A 17549-nucleotide genomic window follows, 5' to 3' on the forward strand; every position below is an offset into this window, starting at 1 on the left:
CTTAGTGCCTATGTCAGCAGGACACTGCTGCTAAGCTTATCCACAGTTGCTGATGCAAAAATCAGCAAACGGCCCTGGGTCAATTTTCAATCGGCAGGGTGGGTCAGTTTTCAATCAGCGCCAACAGTGCAGGCCTCTCGGGCTGCCAAAAATTGCAGCTGAAGTTGTTCAGGCCTCCGCCGTAGGGACTAGGTCGCACCGCAAACATCGCAGGCACAGCATCACCGTCGCCGCCATCGCGGAAGAACTCTCTCATAGAGAAGAGCCCCTGAGCCTTCAAGCGCTCCCATTCTCGGTACAGACTATCTTCGAGATCTCTCGCTACCTGGGCCGCGCTGGGTTTACGCTTGGGCAGCGGCAGGATATAGCTGGGCTGAGGGGAAAAATCGTAGACAAAAGTTAGTTGCCCGTGCTTCCAATCCGAGAACTGGGACGCCCGCCAGCGAAACGGCACTTGCACTGAAAGCCGCTTGCTGAGGTGGAAAGGCGGCCTGATCTGATCATCAATGAAGAACAGCTCCCCCTCATGGCGCTCAGTTTCGAGCCGCCCCTTCATTTGCTGCACCGCGTGAATGAGGTCACTGCCGGCACGCAGCGCATCTTGCCGATTCCGTTCGCGCTTGGCATGAGCCTTGGCCTTGCCGTACTCAGCGATTGCTTGTTGGAACCCATGGAGCTTGGTAGCCACGTAATGCCCACAGTCACTGAGACCAAGCCCATGAATCGGCCCTACGCGCTCTTCATCCAAACATTTGTGAACTGCTGACCGAAGCACCGTCTCGTCGACGTCGCTGATTGCAGTTTGCTGATCTCTGGGCAAGTTAATGTACGTCATACCCAAAACTATCCTTGTGTAATGGTGGCCTGGCTAGCGCCTCATCTTAGCTCAAAGCTACTGGCAGGATGGCACCATACAGCATGGCTGCAGGGCGATCCGGCCAACTACCGAGTTACCATTGAAGGCATTGATAAACGCCCGGTGTCCATTCCACTCACCGACCAGGCCAAGGCCATGCGCAACCTGAAAGTTGGCGATAAAGTCGACATCCGCGTTACTCGATCTGTCGATTACGTACTCAACACCAGCGTTGACGGTGCTCCGAGTGTTAGCAATGATTCTTGGATCAACCGCGCCCCACCTGACAGCCTTCCGGGTGGTGAGGTGTTTTCCGCGCTCAAGGTGACTTCGAAGATCACAGATATCGATATGAAAAAAAACGAGGTGACCTTGCTGCGTCCAGATGGGAAAGAGGTAGTCGTTACTGTTAACAACCCCAAAATTCAGGCCCATATGATGAACCTTCAGGTCGGACAGACAGTGGACGCAATCCAAATCGAAGTGTTGAAAGTCGAGACATCACGCTAGTTCTATGTCGTGCCGGTGAAGTCAGTATCAATGGACGCATTGATTCTGGCGGGTCAGCAGATTTCTACGGTACTGGGGCGTCCGACCGGTTCGCGCGTGGCCAAGGCTCGCAGCGCACAGTGAAATCTGCGGGTGTTACCGCATCGCCGAAAACGTGGGCAAAAGCGAGTAACACGGAAACAAGTTGTCAGGCTGTGGCCGACTGCAAAACCAAAACAATTTTCAAACCATTGATTTTAAAAGATTTTAAAAAGTTGGCACGGAGCCTGCTATCTCTACTGCATAACAAGAACAAAAAAAGCGGAAAACCTAATAAAAACAAGACGTAACGACTCTGAGATAACAAAAACAACACGGCAGAGACGCAGCGAACAGATTTTTTTGGAGAAGATGTGCTTTTCAGGGTGCTTTTCGGAGTAACCCGCAACCGGGCAGAGAACAATAAAACTACCCTCAGGTAGCTCCAGAACTGGTTGACTCGCTCAGCGAAAAAGTAGATCAGCGCTCAAAAAAATACGTTTGCTCTTGATCCCGGATGGGGATCGACAAAAACAGCGGTAAAGGGTCACGGTTTCCAAAAACAAAAACAGACCGCCCCTCAATAACAAAAAAAGAGCACGCGCAACGACAAAATTAAAGGGGAGCCTCGGCTCCCCTTAGTGCTGTCTGGCATTTGTGTTTTCCACAGACTAACCCTGTATTCCACCCCCTATCCCTAATGTGAGAGCGAGCCTGCTCCCTGCCCTTCAAGATCAAACAGCACCAGCTTGCCCTCGAAGCCGCGATCATGGAACTGACGCTGTGGGTCGGGCGGCGCAGTTCAGCGGAGGCTGCTGGTCATGTTCGCGGTGCTGTGGACACCACCGTGCTGATGGCACCCGAGTGATCGGGCAAACGCATCACCGAATTTAGGAAGTAACGGATACTGGAGTTTCGAAACCTTGCCACCCATGAAGCTGTTTCGAGACGATCAGCAACCGGTTCTAGCTCAACCGGTTAGCAACATTTGCCACATTCGCGACCCTAAATCCCCTCAGCATCCTTATCATTAGCGCACTCAAGCATCGCCATCCCAATACACCTACCATCTCGCTGAATTAGAGCTTCGCCTGCCCCGCGAATATCACGAACTTCCTCGTCCTGGCCGAGTTTAAATTTCCCCACGAGCCGAGTGACCTCGATCTCAACGCCGACGATCTGTTTAAGCATCGCACTTATGTATTCTTCGGAACTATCGGTCATCTTCCAAGGTGTGGGCTGAGAAGCTTCGTTCGCCTGGGTCAACTTTGCGACGACACCACGCACATACCGAGCATCATCGCGAAACGCAACTCGACCAAACGCGTGCACGACCCGATAGTTCCACGTGGGGACTTGTTGATGGAAATCATGTTTGCTGGGGTACCATTGCGGCGATACGTATGCATCCTGGGCTCGGAATATCACCAACACTTCACTGCCCTGTGGGATTTCATGCCACAGAGGATTATTGCGCGCTACATGCGCATACAGCATCCCGAGAGTTCCGCTGCGAAGCTCGAGTACAAAGGGGAGATGATTTGCGTCAATCCCGTCGGCAGAGTAAGTGACGAGCGACCCAAATGGATTTCGCATGACCACTTCTTGCAGCACTTCGATGCGAGACTCTTCAAACTGGGGAGGGATGTACATTGACGTTGCTCCTAGTGCCGAAATTTTCACTACCGCTAAGAGGTCGTCGACCCTACCGAGTCGGCCTCCCCTCAGAGGGACTCAACAGGCCAATTTTTTAGCTCAACCCAAGCTCCTCAATTACCTTGGCAATTTTCTGCCGCCCTTCTCCACTTATAGTTCTCAAGGGTAGTGGGAGGCTTGGCATGGTAGTGAACTGACGGAGCTCAGCCGCCGTCGCGATGACGCGGTAGCTGCCACCGAATTCACCGAACAACGACCATAAAGGTTGGAGCCGCTCAGAAAGGCGGGTTGCTTCTGCGGCATCCCCAGCAAGGGCAGCGTCAGTGATAGCTTTTGCAGTGATGGGGAAAAGGCCAGCTATGACGGAATACCAGACCTCACATCCTGCATTCAGGCCTGTAGCGGCGAATGCATCCCCACTCACGCCAATGGTCACGTGACTTGGAATGACTGCTCGAAGACGGTCAACCCGAGCCTTAGCCTCCTCGGGAGCGTGAGGGACACCAGGGATCTTTATAGAACGGACATTTGGTAGGTGGGCGATTCGTCCATGAAGTTCGTCGTTGAACTCAAAGTGAGTCGTACCTGGATTGTCGTACACGCACAAAGGAACAGAGATGTTGGAGCTGACGGCCTCATATAGCGAGTAAACGTCGTCGTCCGTCAGCTTTTGATAGGAAACCGGCGGAAGCAATAATGCTTTTACGCCTGACTTCTGCGCATCCTCCGCCAGCAATAGCACGTCGCGCGTTCGCAAGGCCCCAATGCTCACCATGACGGGGATATCGCCCGCAGTCTCGACTGCTAGTTGAGCAACACGCTGACGTTCTGTTCGGGACAGGTATGCATAACTGCCTGTCGACCCTAGGGCGCCTATCGAAGACACACCTGCTGCTACGAGGTTTTCTACGAGACGGGCGAAGGCTTGCTCGTCTACCCCTGATTCATTCATCGGGGTTAAAGGGAATGCGCTAAGTCCGTCGAACATTATTCATCTCTCTGTCCGGGATTTAAGAGGCCTTAGCCTCGATCAGAGTGCTCTCAATTCGGGCGCCGGGCATCATCAGCTCCAGTCCCTCTATCAGCTTATCTCCAGCTTCTGTCAGGGCCTCTAGCGGCATCGCCGGCAGGCTTTCCAGGATGAACCACATGTGCCTTGCGTCAGCATTGAGTCTAGTACGAACACCCTGACGCCAATTCCACCGACGACAAGTGATGCCCTGATCATCCCGCCAAACGATTTCGCCAGGGTCGGCAAATTCCTGTGCCGGTACGCCTTCTTTCATGGTGTCGAACACTTCAGTACCGTCAGCAGCTACTAGACGCGGAGAGCCCACATAGGCCTCTACATTCTCCCCTCCAACAGGGATTGCATATTCGATACTGATGGCGTTGTAGAGATCCACTATGGGATCAATGCTGGCTAGGCTACCGTCGCGCAATACGCGCTTGCGCAGGGCCTCGGCGGAGCATGGAGTACGTTGCGGCTTAGCGCCGAATTTACGGAAGACGTCTGCCCAAGCTATGAGGTGAGCTTCTGCCCAGCCTACATCGCCCGATTGGACTGATTTACATGCCTGCGCCAGCGCCTTTGAGGCGATGTCAGGATTGGTTATTGGCGCAGCTTCAACCACAATGCTCAACGCTCTGAAGCCGGGAGCCAGATTGCCTACGTCTTCGCTGATTGACGGCAGTACGGACAGCATCAGAGAATCCCCAAGTCCATAAATTGAAAATCATGCTAGCTAACAATGACCAATAAAGTCAATATATCGACCGACCCAGGTGCCGACGTTCAGACGGTCAGTGAGGCTGTTTCCCGCAGGCTCAAACAAGAGCGGCAGAAGCAAAAAATTACGTTGGACGAACTATCTCGCCGTTCCGGCGTGAGCAAGGGGATGGTGGTTGAAATAGAGAAATGCACCGCCAATCCGAGCATAGCCATCCTGTGCAAAATCGCGGCTGCACTTGGGCTGTCAGTAGCGGACGTGGTGAATGTGGCCGACACTCCATCGGCTCACCTGATCAAGAGCCAAGACATTCCTACACTCTGGACAGGGCCATCCGGGGGATCCGCCCGCCTCCTTGCAGGAACCAGCGGCCCAAACATGCTGGAGCTTTGGCGATGGGAGCTGTATCCCGGTGAAACGTTTGCCTCCTCAGGACACCCTCAGGGCACAACTGAGCTATTCCATGTGGAGTCAGGGACGCTTCATCTTGAGGTAGGCGAAACCGAACTGATCATTACAAAGGGCAGCGCAGCAGTAGCCAAGACAGATGTACCCCATAGCTATTCGAATAATGGGAAGTCCAAACTGGTGTTCACCATGTCGGTAACGGAGCTACACCGTCCCACACGGGAACTCTAACACTCAGTGGTTTGCAGGAGGTTCAGTAGCGCCCGGCCCACATCCTGCGCTATCGCATGGCTTCTGGGGTTTGCAACCTCGCGCAGATTTATAAGGGAGAACATGAACGTGATCGATGTCCACAACCTGCTGATTGTCTTTACCGCGTACATCATCGGAGCGGCAAGTCCTGGCCCTAGCAATATGCGGATCATGGGCGTTGCCATGAACCAAGGCCGGCGGTCGGCGTTGTCGCTCGCGGCAGGTGTTATAAGTGGCTCGTTCTTCTGGGGAATATTGGCGGCCACCGGCGTCTCTGCCGTGCTAACGCAGTATGCGCAGGCACTTGTCGTCCTCAAAGTGGCAGGAGGCATCTACCTCCTCTTCCTGGCCATAAAAGCAGGTCGATCCGCACTGACTACCGACGAGCGTCTTGCGCAGCAGGTGGCGGCTGTCCCTAGCGTTACGGGCTTCAAGCTCTATCAGCGGGGCCTTCTGATGCATATCACAAACCCAAAAGCATTGCTGGGATGGGTGGCTACGATGACCCTCGGCCTGGGGCCTGAGGCATCTCCCGTGACAGTCGCTGTCATTCTTTCGGGGTGCGCCATGCTCAGCATCACGATCTTCTGTGGTTACGCCATCGTCTTCTCTACCGCCCCCATGGTACGGGGGTACCGGAAGGCTCGCCGCTGGATCGAGGGTACACTCGCGACTGTCTTTGGAGCCGCTGGATTCAAGCTACTGCTTGCCCGCCCCTGAAAATCCGTACGGCTCCACGCCGCCGGACAGCTTATGGCAAAGCTAGCTGTCGGAAATGGGATGACGTAGTGAACCACCGCTGCAGAACTGGTTTCGATGGAAGCGGTGACCGCAGACGCCAGGCAGCTTGAACGGAAATAACACCCTCCTGCTACGCTGACCTACTCCACGGAGGAATCACAATGTCGAACACAGACCTATTCCCTTCCCTACTCTTCAAGATCAATCAAAACCAGCTCGCCCTCGAAGCCGCGATCATGGAGCTGACACTCTGGGTCGAGCAGCGCGGATCAGCGGAGGTCGCCGGCAACGATCGTGGTGCTTTGGACACAATCAGCAAGAACAACGGGTGCTGAGCGGCAATCCGCCTGTGCAGTGACAGCACAGAACAAGGCAATTACAATTTGATTAACATCCAGCGACTTGAGCGATTAAATACCCCATGGAAAGCAAGACTGCGCGCCTCACCGTGCTCATTGACCCCATCAAGAAAAAAGCTTTCGAGGAACTCTGTGCAGCACAAGACCTGACGTCTTCGCAGGTAGTCCGCCAGTTAATTCGTGACTACCTGGATACTCACGGCGCCAGCTATTCGACCAAGAGCAAGCATGCCGCCAGTACCAAGTCATAACCCAACACTGGCAGTTGTTCTCTAGAGGGTCGACGTACCCTCAACGTGACTGACAGCTTTAGCCAGCGCGGTATTGAAGTCGGCGTGATAGTGCTCCGGGCTGATTTCTTGCAGGATACCCACCCTATCGAGCTTGTTGAGCACCTTCGTGTTCGCTTCGCAGAGTTTCACCACGATATTGCGCTGGTGTAGCTGCTGAATGACCTCCTCCAACACTTGCAAGCCCGTGATATCCATAAACGGTACGCGCTTCAGACGGATAATCAGCAGACGTGGGTCAGTGTGGGTCTGTGCTAACACACGCTCGAAGGTCTCAGCTGCACCAAAGAACAGTGGCCCTTCTATCGTATAAATCAGTATCCCTGGCGGCAAGCGAACATGGCCGTTGGCTCTTAACTCTTCTTCAAGTTCGTGCTCGACTATCTGCTGCACCTCGACAGATGAGGCCATGCGGCGCATGAACTGCAGCATTGCCAGAATGACGCCGATATTCACGGCGATCACCAAGTCACTGAACACGGTGAGGCTGAAGGTGATGAGCAGGATAGACACGTCTGCGCGTGGGGCTCGCTGGAGCATGCGCTTGAAGTGTTTTAACTCGCTCATGTTGTAGGCGACCACGAAAAGAATGGCGGCCAAGGCACACAGTGGGATGTTTGAGGCTAGAGGTGCCAGAAACAGAATAATCAGCAACAAGGTGACCGCATGCGTAATGCCGGCCAGCGGGCTTGTGCCGCCGTTACGGATATTGGTTGCAGTACGGGCAATGGCTCCGGTAGCGGCGAAACCACCAAACAATGGAGTGACCAGATTAGCCACCCCCTGCCCGATCAGCTCTTGATTGGAATCATGCTTAGTGCCCGCCATGCCATCGGCCACCATTGCCGACAGCAGCGATTCGATTGCTCCAAGCATGGCGATAGTGAACGCTGGGCCAATCAAATCGATTACGCGAGACAGCGTGATTTCAGGCAGGCTTAACGCTGGAAGACCTTGAGGAATGCCACCAAATGCGCTGCCAATCGTGGCTACCCCTTGGAAATGAAAAGCTGACTGTATTGCCGTAGCAACCGCCATTGCGACTAGCGGGCCAGGCACCCGTTTGAGACCAGGGATTTTGGAGGTGGTGATTACCAGGAAAAGACTGAGTGCAGCCAGCAGGCTGGTGGCTATATGAAGATCAGGGAAGGCCTGGAGCAAATGCCAGAACTTTTCATGGAAGTGTTCTCCACTGATCGTCGGTAAACCGAAAAAATCCTTCCACTGTCCAACCCAGATGATCACGCCGATTCCTGCGGTGAATCCGACGATCACCGGATCGGGGATAAACTTAATGATTGCCCCAAGCCGGGCAAAACCCAGCAAGAACAACATGGCGCCCGCCATCATCGTAGCGATTTGAAGACCGTCAACGCCATGCTTGGCCGTGACTCCCGCCAGAATCACAATGAACGCACCTGTTGGGCCGGCAATCTGCAAGCGGCTTCCGCCAAAGAGTGAAACCAGCAGACCACCGATGATTGCGGTGTAGATGCCTTGCTCAGGCTTGACGCCAGATGCAATGGCAAAAGCCATTGCCAGGGGGAGCGCCACGACCCCGACTATCACGCCAGACACCATATTGCTGAGCCAGTGCTTTCGACCCAACAGTCCCGCCTTCCATGCCTCACCTATCGCAATCATGGCTCGCTCCTCAATGAGTGTATGTGCATAGTATTAACATGCAGTTATAATTGAAAAGCCTTTGAACTACTGCGTCGTGCGGCTGGAGACGTTTAAAGTGAAAGCTCAGATGGAGCTGGCGGGCATACACTGAAAATAGATAATTTTGAGAGCGCGCGTAGCGTGGTGACGATATGAATCGTAAAACTGTGAAAACCAAACATGCCGAAGGCGTGACCTTCGACTCCCATGTGATCGCGAACCCGACCAACCCCAAGGAGTGGATTGTGTTCTTCAAGAAGGACGCTGGCAGGAGTTTTTTCTTGGTTGATGACAACGAGGAGGTCGAGTCTTTTGGGCATCTGGATGACTTGATTGCCGAGCTTCGAGACCTAGGCCTCAAAACCGCTGAAATCCACTTTTAACCCTTGGATCACCCCAGAGACATAAGCATGCACGCTAGCTGCCGCTTTTGGCTGTGGACGGCTCTTACCTCGAACCGAAGGTTCGGTTTGGGATGGCAAAGCTCTGTTAGCTCGCCATGCTGATCCTACCTACTACTGATATGCGTTATTCAACCGCTGTGTTGCACGATCAGATCGAAATTCTTCCGCAGTTATTGTTTCTTAAGTACAGCAAGAGCAGAGCTGTTGCTGCAAGAAATGCCCCCGTGAGGAAGATGCTGTCTGATCCAATGCTGTGCCATAACCAGCCCGCAAGAAGCACGGTATTGTCGCGACCCTATACGGGCGTTTCGTCGGCGTGGACGAAGCCGTGCGTCAGCACGGCTTCGCGCAGCGCATCAACCGGCGGCTGTAATTTCACACCGCAGTTGCCCACCCATTGCGCCAAAGTGGAATGGGCAATGGGCAAGGCGAAAATAAAAACGGGCGCTTTGTCGGGCGTCCGTTTTGTTTAAAGTTGCGTGCTGTAGGTGTAGCGGATTAGTGTGATTTGTTTGTTGCCGACGTCCCGGCTTTGCTCAACCCTTTAGAGTTGTGATCCCCTGGGGTCGAGGCCGAGATGGCCGTGGCTTTGGCCACGCCGCGCGTATCTTTGGAATTGGCAATGCCTGAAGTCGTTGAGCCATGCCCGCTATCACCATTGCGATCATTGCCGTAGTGGTTACCGCTTTCGCCATGGTCGCGAACAGCCTTGCCGGAATGATCACTACTTAGTCCATTGCCACGGCCGTTACTATTGGGCCCGCCGTGATCCGAACCACTGTGACTGCCACCGGTACCACCGCCGTGTCCACCGCTATTACCGCCTCCATTACCACCACCACCACCACCATTACCACCACCACCACCACCACCACCACCACCACCACCACCACCATCCTTCGCATAGGCGGAGTTCATGATAGAGAGGTCAGAGGGAAGTAAAGGGGCTGCTGCAAGCATCAGGGCGCAGGACATGACAGCAACGAGATTCTTATTCTTTAAAAGCATGATTGCTTCCTTTGGGTGATATCACCTTTTATAAGACGCACTCGGTGCCGGACAGTTCAATTACTGCGAAAAACCAAGTGGCTGCACACTGTCGCCATCAGCCCTCCGCCAGAAGAAGCACACACAGCGTAAGTGAGGAACATCTGTGTTCATCACTCAAGAATTAATCAAATGCACCGTTGAGTACTTCATAGATGAGCCCGGTTGCCAGCGCGACCAGTATCAAGTCGGTGCCCGCTTGCTGCCATTCGTATCCATCGTAATGAGGCAATCTACCGACCAACCGACCGTCCAGTTTTTTGGCAATCCCGGGTGGAAGCGGTTTGCCCCGTGCGAGGTTCTTTTGAATACCTGGCGGCAATGCAGGGCTTGGGCTCCAATAGTCTCGATAGCCGCCCACAATACCGAGAACGCTACTGTGATTAATGCTCGGGCCATGATCCCAATCGCCACCATCGGAATGTTTACCTTTGTTTCCATGAGCACCACGTCATGAGCGGTCACAAAGTCCATGCCGACGACACGCCGATTGGCGTGCTCGCGCCGGGCAACGGCAAGACCAAAACGGCTCGCCTATGGACGTACGTGCGGGACGATCGACCTGCGGGTGACGCGACACCGGCGGCGGTCTGGTTTGCCTACTCGCCGGATCGCAAGGGGCAACATCCTCGTGCTCATCTCAAAAATTTCAGCGGGATCTTGCAGGCTGACGGCTACGCCGGTTTTGCTCAGCTGTATGAGGCAGGCACCATTCAGGAAGCCGCCTGCTGGGCTCACGCCCGCCGCAAGTTTTACGATGTCTACAAAGATCAGGCTTCACCACTTGCCAGCGACGCGCTGCAACGGATTGCGGCCCTGTATGCCATTGAGAGCGAGATCCGAGGACAGCCGCCAGATCAGAGAAAAGCGGTTCGGCAAAGCCGGGCCAGTCCGCTGCTGGAACAACTTCACGCATGGTTTAACCAGACATTGACTCAACTGTCGAAAAAATCGGCATTGGGCGGTGAGATCTTCTATGCGCTCAATCGGTGGCAGGCTTTAATCCGCTACTGCGATGACGGCCGAATCGAAATCGACAACAACGCCGCCGAACGGGCGCTACGCGCCGTCGCGCTGGGCCGCAAAAACTACCTGTTTGCTGGCTCCGATGCCGGAGGAGAACGAGCGGCTGCGATTTACAGCCTGGTGGGCACTGCCAAGTTAAACGGGTTAAATCCGCAGGCGTATCTGACCTACGTGCTGGAGCACATTGCCGAACACCCCATCAATCGGGTGAGCGAGTTGCTGCCCTGGAATATTTCCTTGAACCACACTGAATACTGCGAGGCCGCTTGATCCATGGTTAAAACTGTCCGCGTACCCAAACCCGCCTCCGAATTGTTGCTGCTGCACATTGAGCTGAAGGGGATCACTCCGACGATCTGGCGTCGGTTCGCGGTGCCTGAAAACATCACCTTGGGCAAATTGCACCATGTCATCCAGGTCGTGATGGGCTGGAGTGATAGCCATCTGCATGAGTTTGAAATTGCCGGTGAGCGTTATGGCATGCCCGATCCCGATGGCTGGGGGCCGACGGTGAACCCGGAAGCTCGTAAAACGCTGATCAAGGCGCTGAGCGGTAAGCGAACATTCGACTACCTCTATGACTTTGGTGACAGTTGGCATCACCGTATTAAGGTCGAAAAAACACTACCCGCCATTGCCTGTCCTCAAGTGCCGTATTGCATCGACGGTGCCAATGCTTGCCCACCGGAAGACGTAGGTGGCGGACTAGGTTACGAGGAGTTTTTGGAAGCGATGGCCAACCCCGATCATCCAGAGCATGACGAGATGGTTGAATGGCATGGCGATGTTTTTGATCCAGCAGCATTTGAGTGCGAGCGCGTGAACCAGTGGTTTAAACGGATTAAGGTTTGAGTTGCGAGGCGGTGTAGTTCGGACGCTTACGCATGACCCAACTATCCCCTTCCAGATCTTTCTCTGCCACCAGAATGGAGCACACGATGAAGAAGCCCGAGCTTCCTCCCTTTGACGTATCAAGGTTGGAATTCCCGGACTCATCCACGAAGGCATATGTTCTGTCCATGGGCGTGCTCCATCAACATCTGACTGAGCGCAGTGGGTCGCCCAGTGGCAAGGTGGCGGTCTCAGTTCGTGGCAGTAGTTACGCCGGGCGTAGGGCCTTCACTGAACGTGTAGAACGCACATCCCCATAATTGCGATGAGCTTTTTCATTTCCGTCCTTGATCGTAGAAAGCTCCAAATCTAGCTGGCATCGAGGCTAAAAGCCATCAACAATGTTGATCAGCTACTTTCCCAGTTTCACATTAGTCAGAGCATCTCAGGAGCCCTCTCCGGCCAACCTGACCCTCTCACCTGCTACCTGGCCTCGACCGTCCATAAATGGTCTACCTTCGTCGTGTAGCTCTTGATCATCAGGTCTCGGCGCTTCAACCAACATTCATCAGGGCCCATTTATGCTTGAAGCAAATTGAGCGCGGATGGGTAGTATCCGTCCGGCGAAGCCCTCTACCCAGCCCTGAAAAGCTATGGTATCCGTCCGGCGTTTGGCGAGTCGGCGAAACAGGGTGACTCGTCTTCTCGCCTGCTCCACCGGAGCACGCTAAACCTAGGTCAGATTCAACCCGCCGTCTGACAGGAGTATCTCGCCGGTTAAGTAGTCCGACTCGACCAGCATTACAACAGCTTTTGCGATGTCGTCTGGGCTAGCGGCCCTGCGCATAGGTGCGCGTGTTCGCCACAACTCTTGGGCATCTGTCCACTCTGCGGTCAGAGGCGTGTCGACCAAGCCAGGCGCCACAGCGTTTACGCGAATTTCTGGCCCAAGCGATACCGCGAGCAAGCGGGTCATGTGATTAAGCGCAGCTTTGCTTACCGCATAGGGAATTGATGCGCCCTTAGGACGGATACCGGCATGCGAACTGATGTTTACGACGCAACCTGCTCGACGGTAACGGGCGGCATCGCGCAATGCCGATTCGGCCAAAGCGACCAGGTGGAACGGCGCCACGACATTAACCTCGTTAAGTTCGTGCCACACTGTCGAACTGGCAGAGGCAAGGTCGCCGTGCGGAATGACTCTGCTAATGCCGGCGTTATTGACCAATACGTCGAGCTGCCCCCATGCGGCGATTGCCTCGTTAACAAGCCTGACCCTGTCAGATTCGAAAGTAAGATCAGCTTGCACGTAAATAGCCTGTTTCATTTCGGCAACCATAGCGCGTCCCGTATCCGCAGAATTTCGCGAATGGAGCACCACCGCATAGCCTGCCCGGCTTAGTACACGTGCAATGGCTGCGCCGATACCGGAAGTCGATCCTGTAACCAACGCGACGCGTAATACGTTATCGATTGTCGGATTGGATTTCATATGGATGTCTCGAATTGGTTGCTACAGAGCCATTACCGTAGCACCAAGCAGGCAACGTCGGCAGCAGGCGGTCACGATAGGCAGGTATCCATTTTCAAATCAGGTTGGCGCTTATCCGATACAACTTGGCTCGACCTTTACGGAAGTGACTCAATATCCTTAGAGAAGATTCATTGATCTAGCTTTCGCTACTGCCTGAGCTCTGCGCCTAACTCCAAGCTTGCCACAGATTCGCTGTATATGGCTTTTCACAGTAAACATTGAGATGTACAATCGTCGCCCAATTTCTGCATTGGATAGGCAAGCTTCAACCAAACGTAAGACCTCTTTTTCTCGCTCCGAAAGCAGACCATCTTGTTTATCCCGCTCCACCAAGGAACAGAGTTCTGGAAAAGTTCGCTCCAGATACTCCATTGGCAAACGATGCTGCATTGGCTTGGCAGCTTCGAGTCCTTTTCGCAGCCATAATCTCGCTTCCTCTTTATCGCCGGCTTTGTAAGCAACGCGTGCCAGCTTGAACGTCAAGTCGGCGGCGCTGGCAAGGTAGCCAAGGGAATAAGCCTTAGTGATTATAGTTTGAATTTTACTGCTAGCCTGCAAGTAATCACACATGCCAACTTCAACAATTAAACCTTCACACTCGAACATCAGTTCCATGGTGGAAAGAGGTTGAGTGCTATTTCCCGACGCATGCCGCTGCTGAATATTGGCGAGCAACGGCAATGCACGTTCGGGCTCGCCACGACGGATCATTACCTTGGCTTGCGCTAACTCTAGGCAAGCCAAGTAACTCGATGATACCATTCTGCTTTCAGCCAATAACTTGGCTGCCTTATCAACCAAACTATTGGCCCTGCCGACTTCGTCGTCCAGTAGTGCTAAGTCTACCAACTCTAAAAGAGGCTGATAGGCGGCAGGTTCTAAAGCATTATGCATAATGCGAAAGCTCGTCCAGAACTGCTCCTCAGCCAAAGCCATTTTCCCAAGCCGCATCTGTATCTGTCCAAGCTTGAGGTAAGTGCGGCCAACCCAGCCTCGCTCGGAATAAATGGTGTTGGAGACAAGCAACAAATTACGCTCAAGCATTGCCTCCGCCGGCACCAATTGTCCTCGCACCATCATCACGTCAGCTTGATAGTTATCCACTACCAACGCTGGTAGTTCACTTTCGAACAACTTCAAGAACTGTCTTGCAGACGCTAATAGGTTATCAGCAACCTCAAGCTGACCGGCAAACAATGCGTGGTTGATTAAACTTGAGTGGCAAACCAAGTGTACCGCCCAATCTTGCACTGGTAAGACTTCAATGGCTTCTAGGCAATGTCGCCGAGCGTTCAAATGATCACCCGATGCATGGGCTAGAAGACCTAGCAGAGCTTGAGCCCGAGCTAACGTTCGCCGCTGGTGCTCGGCATCTGCTACAGGTAAAAATTTGTTAAGACTTTCTAGGCAGGTTGCAGCTTTCTCAACCTGAAAGGTTGCTCCAAATGCAAAAGCGTTGAGTAGAACTAGGTCGATGCTGCTATGGGTAAGACTGACAGGCAAGTCATTGAACCATTCAAAAACCTGTGTAGATTGGAACCCATATAGCAGACGTCTATTGGCAAGCTGCTCCAGTAATTTCGTAGCTCGGACATGCATGCCTGCAGCAAGCGCATGGTCGATTGCGAAGCGGTATTGCTCTCGATTTTCCAGCCAGTTACATGCCCGTAAGTGAATACGCTCCGCCTCCTCTGCAGTCAACTCCATCGTCAGAATGGAGGCTGCAGTAGGCATTAGCCGAAACCAGCCGGGATGCTCAGCAATGGGGTAAAGAAAAGCGCCTTGGCTTTCCAAATCCCGGAACCACGCGTGGCTGTTTTCAAGCTCGAGGAGGTACGAGCAAAGCGCGTCGTTGAAAGCTGAAGCAACGGCCAAAACGGCCAGTTGCCTTCGAAGCTTCTCGGACAGCGTGCCAAGTAACTCGATCTCAACGTAATCGCGTAGCAACGATTCGAGTTGGTAGTTAATGCTAAGGTGGTTACGCTGACTTTGCTGCGCGGCGAGCCAGATTGAGGCAGCAGCAAACCAGCCTTGAGTCTCTCGGAAGGTGCTCTCGAAAGCGTTGGTATCGCTCCCCTCGCCCAAAAGAATGGGCAGTTCGCCTTCGGTAATGGCGAGATCTACACCGTTTACTTCAAGAAGCTCATCAGCAATAAGCAATTTCGCCAAGTTGATACCAATCCGCCGCCTGGTAGTAACCCACCATTGAACAGAGTTATTGGGCAAATTCAGTAGTCGCCCCAGCAAGGCATCAAGCTCAGGCGTAGGTCGATGCGGGTAGTCATCGAGCATAATCCAGAGAGAATCAGAGACCGCCATCAACGTTTTGGTCAAGAGCAATTCGGTAGTGTTCTCTGGCGCACTATCGGTTAAAGCAGTAAGGATGTCCTGAAGAAATGCTTCGCTGCTTAGCTCCGCCCCATGCATAGAAAGCCAAATAATTCGCCCCGTAGTCCTAGTCCGCGCACAGTCCGCCATCAAGGTGGTTTTGCCGCTACCTGCCGCCGCACAAAACAAGCGCAGTCGGACGTCCCGAGAGAGCACCTTGTTCATCAGTGATGTGCGAATGATGTGGGATCTCGGTTTTCGTGGGAGCTGGGCACGCGAGAAGTAAAAAGGGGAAGCTGCTGGAATCATGGGCTCACTTATCTCATAGCAATGAAGCCTGTCCAATCTCTCAGCTCATAGTATGCGGCCAGTCCCTCTTGTACGCCAATCACCCCAAAGCACTAACAGCAAAATCAAAAGAACTACGGTTACGTTTATACACCCTAAAAAGCATAGAAAAACCATATATATCAACGGCTTATCGACAGTCTATTAATTTGGTGCTTTGGGGTTAATGCGATCAAGCATACCTGAGACGTAGTGTTCAGCTCTCTCATGAGTCCGGCCAGCACAGAGGGCTCATGCTGTTGAAGCGCGCCTGCTATCCTGCCGACCGAATACAGACATGGATTGCGCTCAATAATAAAAACAAGTGAGACATAGGATGCATAACCCACCTAAATTAAGCCGAGCAGTACGTGTGGCAGTCTGTGTTGCCGCTGACCGAAAACTGATCCAGTAAAGGCTGGTGGGTCAGTTTTCAATCAGCGCCGACAGGTCACTATGCTGAATACTCAGAATTTGAGGATTCATGGTTTTAGAATGATTGCTCCCGATGAACGCCCCGACTCCAGGTCGGCATGTGCCAATGCTGTGTCTGCTAGCGAGTAGCTCGCCCAGATCCGAGGCTTGATGATACCCGCATCTACAGCAGCCAGGACATCCTGGGCACGCTCCTGATACTCAGCGTCAGTCGCCGTATGAGCTGCTAACGAAGGACGCGTCAGGAACAGGGAACCCTTGGCGTTGAGCATCGATAGCTCCACGGGTGAAGGGGCACCCGACGACGCGCCGAACGACACCATCAAACCGCGTGATCGCAGGCAGTCGAGAGACGCTTGGAAGGAAATGCGCCCTAAGGGGTCATAGACTACATCGACCTTTTTGCCATCGGTGATACGCACGACGTCCGACGCCAGGCTATCGGCATCGAACACCAAGACTTCATCGCACCCTGACGCCTTGGCTTTTTCGACACTGGCCTGCTTCGAAACCACCCCGATCACGGTCGCACCCAAGTGTTTTGCCCACGGCACCATGATTTCCCCCAGCCCTCCCGCTACGCCGTAGAGGAGAAGGGTTGTGCCCTCCCCAACGGGAAATGTCGTTTTCAATAAGTACTGCGCAGTAATACCTTTGAACATAACGGCTGCGGCGTCGTCGAACGACAGCCCATCCGGGATTTTGACTAGCCGCGCTGCCGGGTAAAGCCTATGCGAAGCATACGAACCAATTGGCCCGGTGGCATAAGCGACGCGATCACCGACTTTCACATTAGTTACCCCAACACCCACTGCAGCGACGCGTCCAGCTCCTTCTAGCCCAATTCCCGATGGCAACGCAATGGCCACCGCGCCCTTACGTTGAAGCACATCAAGAAAATTGACACCAATAGCCTCTTGTTCAAGCCAAACCTCGTCTTTACTTGGAGATTGTTGGTGCTGTACCTCCAGTATCAGTAGTTCAGGATTGCCAAATTGGTTAACCCGGATTGCAGACACCATTATTACTTCCTGTTTAAAAGCTATTAGAACAAATGAATAGACAGTTTTTTAGCACCATCTCATATGAACAAGATGGATTGACTGCAGAGCATTAACGCACATGTTGC

Annotated in this window: 17 protein-coding genes and 4 pseudogenes; 9 read left to right on the forward strand and 12 right to left on the reverse strand. The window is 53.4% G+C overall.

The features are described from left to right. Positions 1-103: 103 nt before the first annotated feature. Entirely contained in the window at positions 104-835 is a 732-nt protein-coding gene (locus KW839_RS20795) for a hypothetical protein (protein WP_218425370.1), read from the reverse strand. A 21-nt stretch (positions 836-856) separates the two neighbouring features. On the opposite strand from KW839_RS20795, the gene KW839_RS20800 reads away from it, so the two are divergent. After that, a complete protein-coding gene (locus tag KW839_RS20800; protein ID WP_256352778.1) occupies positions 857-1366 on the forward strand; it encodes a hypothetical protein in 510 nt (169 codons plus the stop codon). A gap of 24 nt (positions 1367-1390) precedes the next feature. Next, a pseudogene (locus KW839_RS20805) lies at positions 1391-1489 on the forward strand (hydroxymethylglutaryl-CoA lyase); the annotation flags it as partial. Positions 1490-2389: 900 nt separating this feature from the next. On the opposite strand, the gene KW839_RS20810 reads toward KW839_RS20805, so the two are convergent. The 3 genes from KW839_RS20810 to KW839_RS20820 all read right to left on the reverse strand — a co-directional run bounded on the left by KW839_RS20810 (position 2390) and on the right by KW839_RS20820 (position 4746). Continuing rightward, positions 2390-3037, reverse strand: coding sequence for an FMN-binding negative transcriptional regulator (locus KW839_RS20810; protein WP_218425371.1), 648 nt, complete (start codon positions 3035-3037; stop codon positions 2390-2392). 97 nt (positions 3038-3134) lie between these two features. Continuing rightward, entirely contained in the window at positions 3135-4028 is an 894-nt protein-coding gene (locus KW839_RS20815) for a dihydrodipicolinate synthase family protein (protein ID WP_218425372.1), read from the reverse strand. Between the two features lie 22 nt (positions 4029-4050). Further along, entirely contained in the window at positions 4051-4746 is a 696-nt protein-coding gene (locus KW839_RS20820) for a B3/4 domain-containing protein (RefSeq protein ID WP_218425373.1), read from the reverse strand. A 45-nt stretch (positions 4747-4791) separates the two neighbouring features. Here KW839_RS20820 and KW839_RS20825 point away from each other — a divergent pair, with 45 nt between their 5' ends. The 4 genes from KW839_RS20825 (at position 4792) to KW839_RS20840 (ending at position 6781) form a co-directional block, all read left to right on the forward strand. Then, entirely contained in the window at positions 4792-5409 is a 618-nt protein-coding gene (locus KW839_RS20825; RefSeq protein ID WP_095056212.1) for a helix-turn-helix domain-containing protein, read from the forward strand. A gap of 102 nt (positions 5410-5511) precedes the next feature. Next, entirely contained in the window at positions 5512-6150 is a 639-nt protein-coding gene (locus KW839_RS20830) for a LysE family translocator (RefSeq protein WP_095056213.1), read from the forward strand. 182 nt (positions 6151-6332) lie between these two features. Continuing rightward, positions 6333-6506 carry a hypothetical protein gene (locus KW839_RS20835; RefSeq protein ID WP_218425374.1) on the forward strand — a complete coding sequence of 58 codons (174 nt, stop codon included), beginning with the start codon at positions 6333-6335 and terminating at the stop codon, positions 6504-6506. An 86-nt stretch (positions 6507-6592) separates the two neighbouring features. Beyond that, positions 6593-6781: a ribbon-helix-helix protein, CopG family gene (locus KW839_RS20840; protein ID WP_095056214.1), complete on the forward strand. Its 189-nt coding sequence runs from the start codon at positions 6593-6595 to the stop codon at positions 6779-6781. Positions 6782-6802: 21 nt separating this feature from the next. Here the strand turns inward: KW839_RS20840 and KW839_RS20845 are convergent, their stop codons facing one another. Then, positions 6803-8464, reverse strand: coding sequence for a SulP family inorganic anion transporter (locus KW839_RS20845; protein WP_218425375.1), 1662 nt, complete (start codon positions 8462-8464; stop codon positions 6803-6805). A gap of 173 nt (positions 8465-8637) precedes the next feature. Between KW839_RS20845 and KW839_RS20850 the strand changes: the two genes are divergently transcribed. Then, positions 8638-8868, forward strand: coding sequence for a hypothetical protein (locus KW839_RS20850; protein WP_095056216.1), 231 nt, complete (start codon positions 8638-8640; stop codon positions 8866-8868). A 319-nt stretch (positions 8869-9187) separates the two neighbouring features. Here the strand turns inward: KW839_RS20850 and KW839_RS20855 are convergent. The 3 genes and pseudogenes from KW839_RS20855 to KW839_RS27725 all read right to left on the reverse strand — a co-directional run. After that, positions 9188-9316, reverse strand: a pseudogene (locus KW839_RS20855) (transposase); the annotation flags it as partial. A 71-nt stretch (positions 9317-9387) separates the two neighbouring features. Continuing rightward, complete coding sequence (locus KW839_RS20860; protein WP_218425376.1) at positions 9388-9897, reverse strand: hypothetical protein; 510 nt, start codon at positions 9895-9897, stop codon at positions 9388-9390. A gap of 163 nt (positions 9898-10060) precedes the next feature. After that, positions 10061-10381, reverse strand: a pseudogene (locus KW839_RS27725) (anti-virulence regulator CigR family protein); the annotation flags it as partial. Between the two features lie 2 nt (positions 10382-10383). Between KW839_RS27725 and KW839_RS20865 the strand changes: the two are divergent. Continuing rightward, positions 10384-11232, forward strand: a pseudogene (locus KW839_RS20865) (IS66 family transposase); the annotation flags it as partial. A gap of 3 nt (positions 11233-11235) precedes the next feature. Continuing rightward, positions 11236-11814, forward strand: coding sequence for a plasmid pRiA4b ORF-3 family protein (locus KW839_RS20870; RefSeq protein ID WP_218425377.1), 579 nt, complete (start codon positions 11236-11238; stop codon positions 11812-11814). Here KW839_RS20870 and KW839_RS20875 read toward each other — a convergent pair. The 4 genes from KW839_RS20875 to KW839_RS20890 form a co-directional block, all read right to left on the reverse strand. After that, entirely contained in the window at positions 11804-11983 is a 180-nt protein-coding gene (locus KW839_RS20875) for a DUF3800 domain-containing protein (protein ID WP_256352779.1), read from the reverse strand. The genes KW839_RS20870 and KW839_RS20875 overlap by 11 nt on opposite strands. A 543-nt stretch (positions 11984-12526) precedes the next feature. Next, entirely contained in the window at positions 12527-13288 is a 762-nt protein-coding gene (locus KW839_RS20880) for an SDR family NAD(P)-dependent oxidoreductase (protein WP_150779002.1), read from the reverse strand. A 159-nt stretch (positions 13289-13447) separates the two neighbouring features. Continuing rightward, positions 13448-15883, reverse strand: coding sequence for a LuxR C-terminal-related transcriptional regulator (locus tag KW839_RS20885; protein ID WP_218425378.1), 2436 nt, complete (start codon positions 15881-15883; stop codon positions 13448-13450). A gap of 584 nt (positions 15884-16467) precedes the next feature. Next, positions 16468-17442 (reverse strand): quinone oxidoreductase, encoded by a 975-nt coding sequence (locus tag KW839_RS20890; RefSeq protein WP_218425379.1) that lies wholly within the window; start codon positions 17440-17442, stop codon positions 16468-16470. Between the last annotated feature and the right edge of the window lie 107 nt (positions 17443-17549).

This window comes from Pseudomonas sp. PDM31 (assembly GCF_019218965.1).
GTDB lineage: Bacteria > Pseudomonadota > Gammaproteobacteria > Pseudomonadales > Pseudomonadaceae > Aquipseudomonas.

Excerpts from the sequence above, each read along its gene's own strand:
- KW839_RS20825 (WP_095056212.1), top strand. The coding sequence starts at position 4,792 with ATGACCAATAAAGTCAATATATCGACCGACCCAGGTGCCGACGTTCAG.
- KW839_RS20820 (WP_218425373.1), bottom strand. The coding sequence starts at position 4,746 with ATGCTGTCCGTACTGCCGTCAATCAGCGAAGACGTAGGCAATCTGGCT.
- KW839_RS20890 (WP_218425379.1), bottom strand. The coding sequence starts at position 17,442 with ATGGTGTCTGCAATCCGGGTTAACCAATTTGGCAATCCTGAACTACTG.
- KW839_RS20830 (WP_095056213.1), top strand. The coding sequence starts at position 5,512 with ATGAACGTGATCGATGTCCACAACCTGCTGATTGTCTTTACCGCGTAC.
- KW839_RS20840 (WP_095056214.1), top strand. The coding sequence starts at position 6,593 with ATGGAAAGCAAGACTGCGCGCCTCACCGTGCTCATTGACCCCATCAAG.
- KW839_RS20810 (WP_218425371.1), bottom strand. The coding sequence starts at position 3,037 with ATGTACATCCCTCCCCAGTTTGAAGAGTCTCGCATCGAAGTGCTGCAA.
- KW839_RS20800 (WP_256352778.1), top strand. The coding sequence starts at position 857 with ATGGTGGCCTGGCTAGCGCCTCATCTTAGCTCAAAGCTACTGGCAGGA.
- KW839_RS20815 (WP_218425372.1), bottom strand. The coding sequence starts at position 4,028 with ATGTTCGACGGACTTAGCGCATTCCCTTTAACCCCGATGAATGAATCA.
- KW839_RS20835 (WP_218425374.1), top strand. The coding sequence starts at position 6,333 with ATGTCGAACACAGACCTATTCCCTTCCCTACTCTTCAAGATCAATCAA.
- KW839_RS20885 (WP_218425378.1), bottom strand. The coding sequence starts at position 15,883 with ATGAACAAGGTGCTCTCTCGGGACGTCCGACTGCGCTTGTTTTGTGCG.
- KW839_RS20850 (WP_095056216.1), top strand. The coding sequence starts at position 8,638 with ATGAATCGTAAAACTGTGAAAACCAAACATGCCGAAGGCGTGACCTTC.
- KW839_RS20880 (WP_150779002.1), bottom strand. The coding sequence starts at position 13,288 with ATGAAATCCAATCCGACAATCGATAACGTATTACGCGTCGCGTTGGTT.
- KW839_RS20875 (WP_256352779.1), bottom strand. The coding sequence starts at position 11,983 with ATGGACAGAACATATGCCTTCGTGGATGAGTCCGGGAATTCCAACCTT.
- KW839_RS20870 (WP_218425377.1), top strand. The coding sequence starts at position 11,236 with ATGGTTAAAACTGTCCGCGTACCCAAACCCGCCTCCGAATTGTTGCTG.
- KW839_RS20860 (WP_218425376.1), bottom strand. The coding sequence starts at position 9,897 with ATGCTTTTAAAGAATAAGAATCTCGTTGCTGTCATGTCCTGCGCCCTG.
- KW839_RS20795 (WP_218425370.1), bottom strand. The coding sequence starts at position 835 with ATGACGTACATTAACTTGCCCAGAGATCAGCAAACTGCAATCAGCGAC.
- KW839_RS20845 (WP_218425375.1), bottom strand. The coding sequence starts at position 8,464 with ATGATTGCGATAGGTGAGGCATGGAAGGCGGGACTGTTGGGTCGAAAG.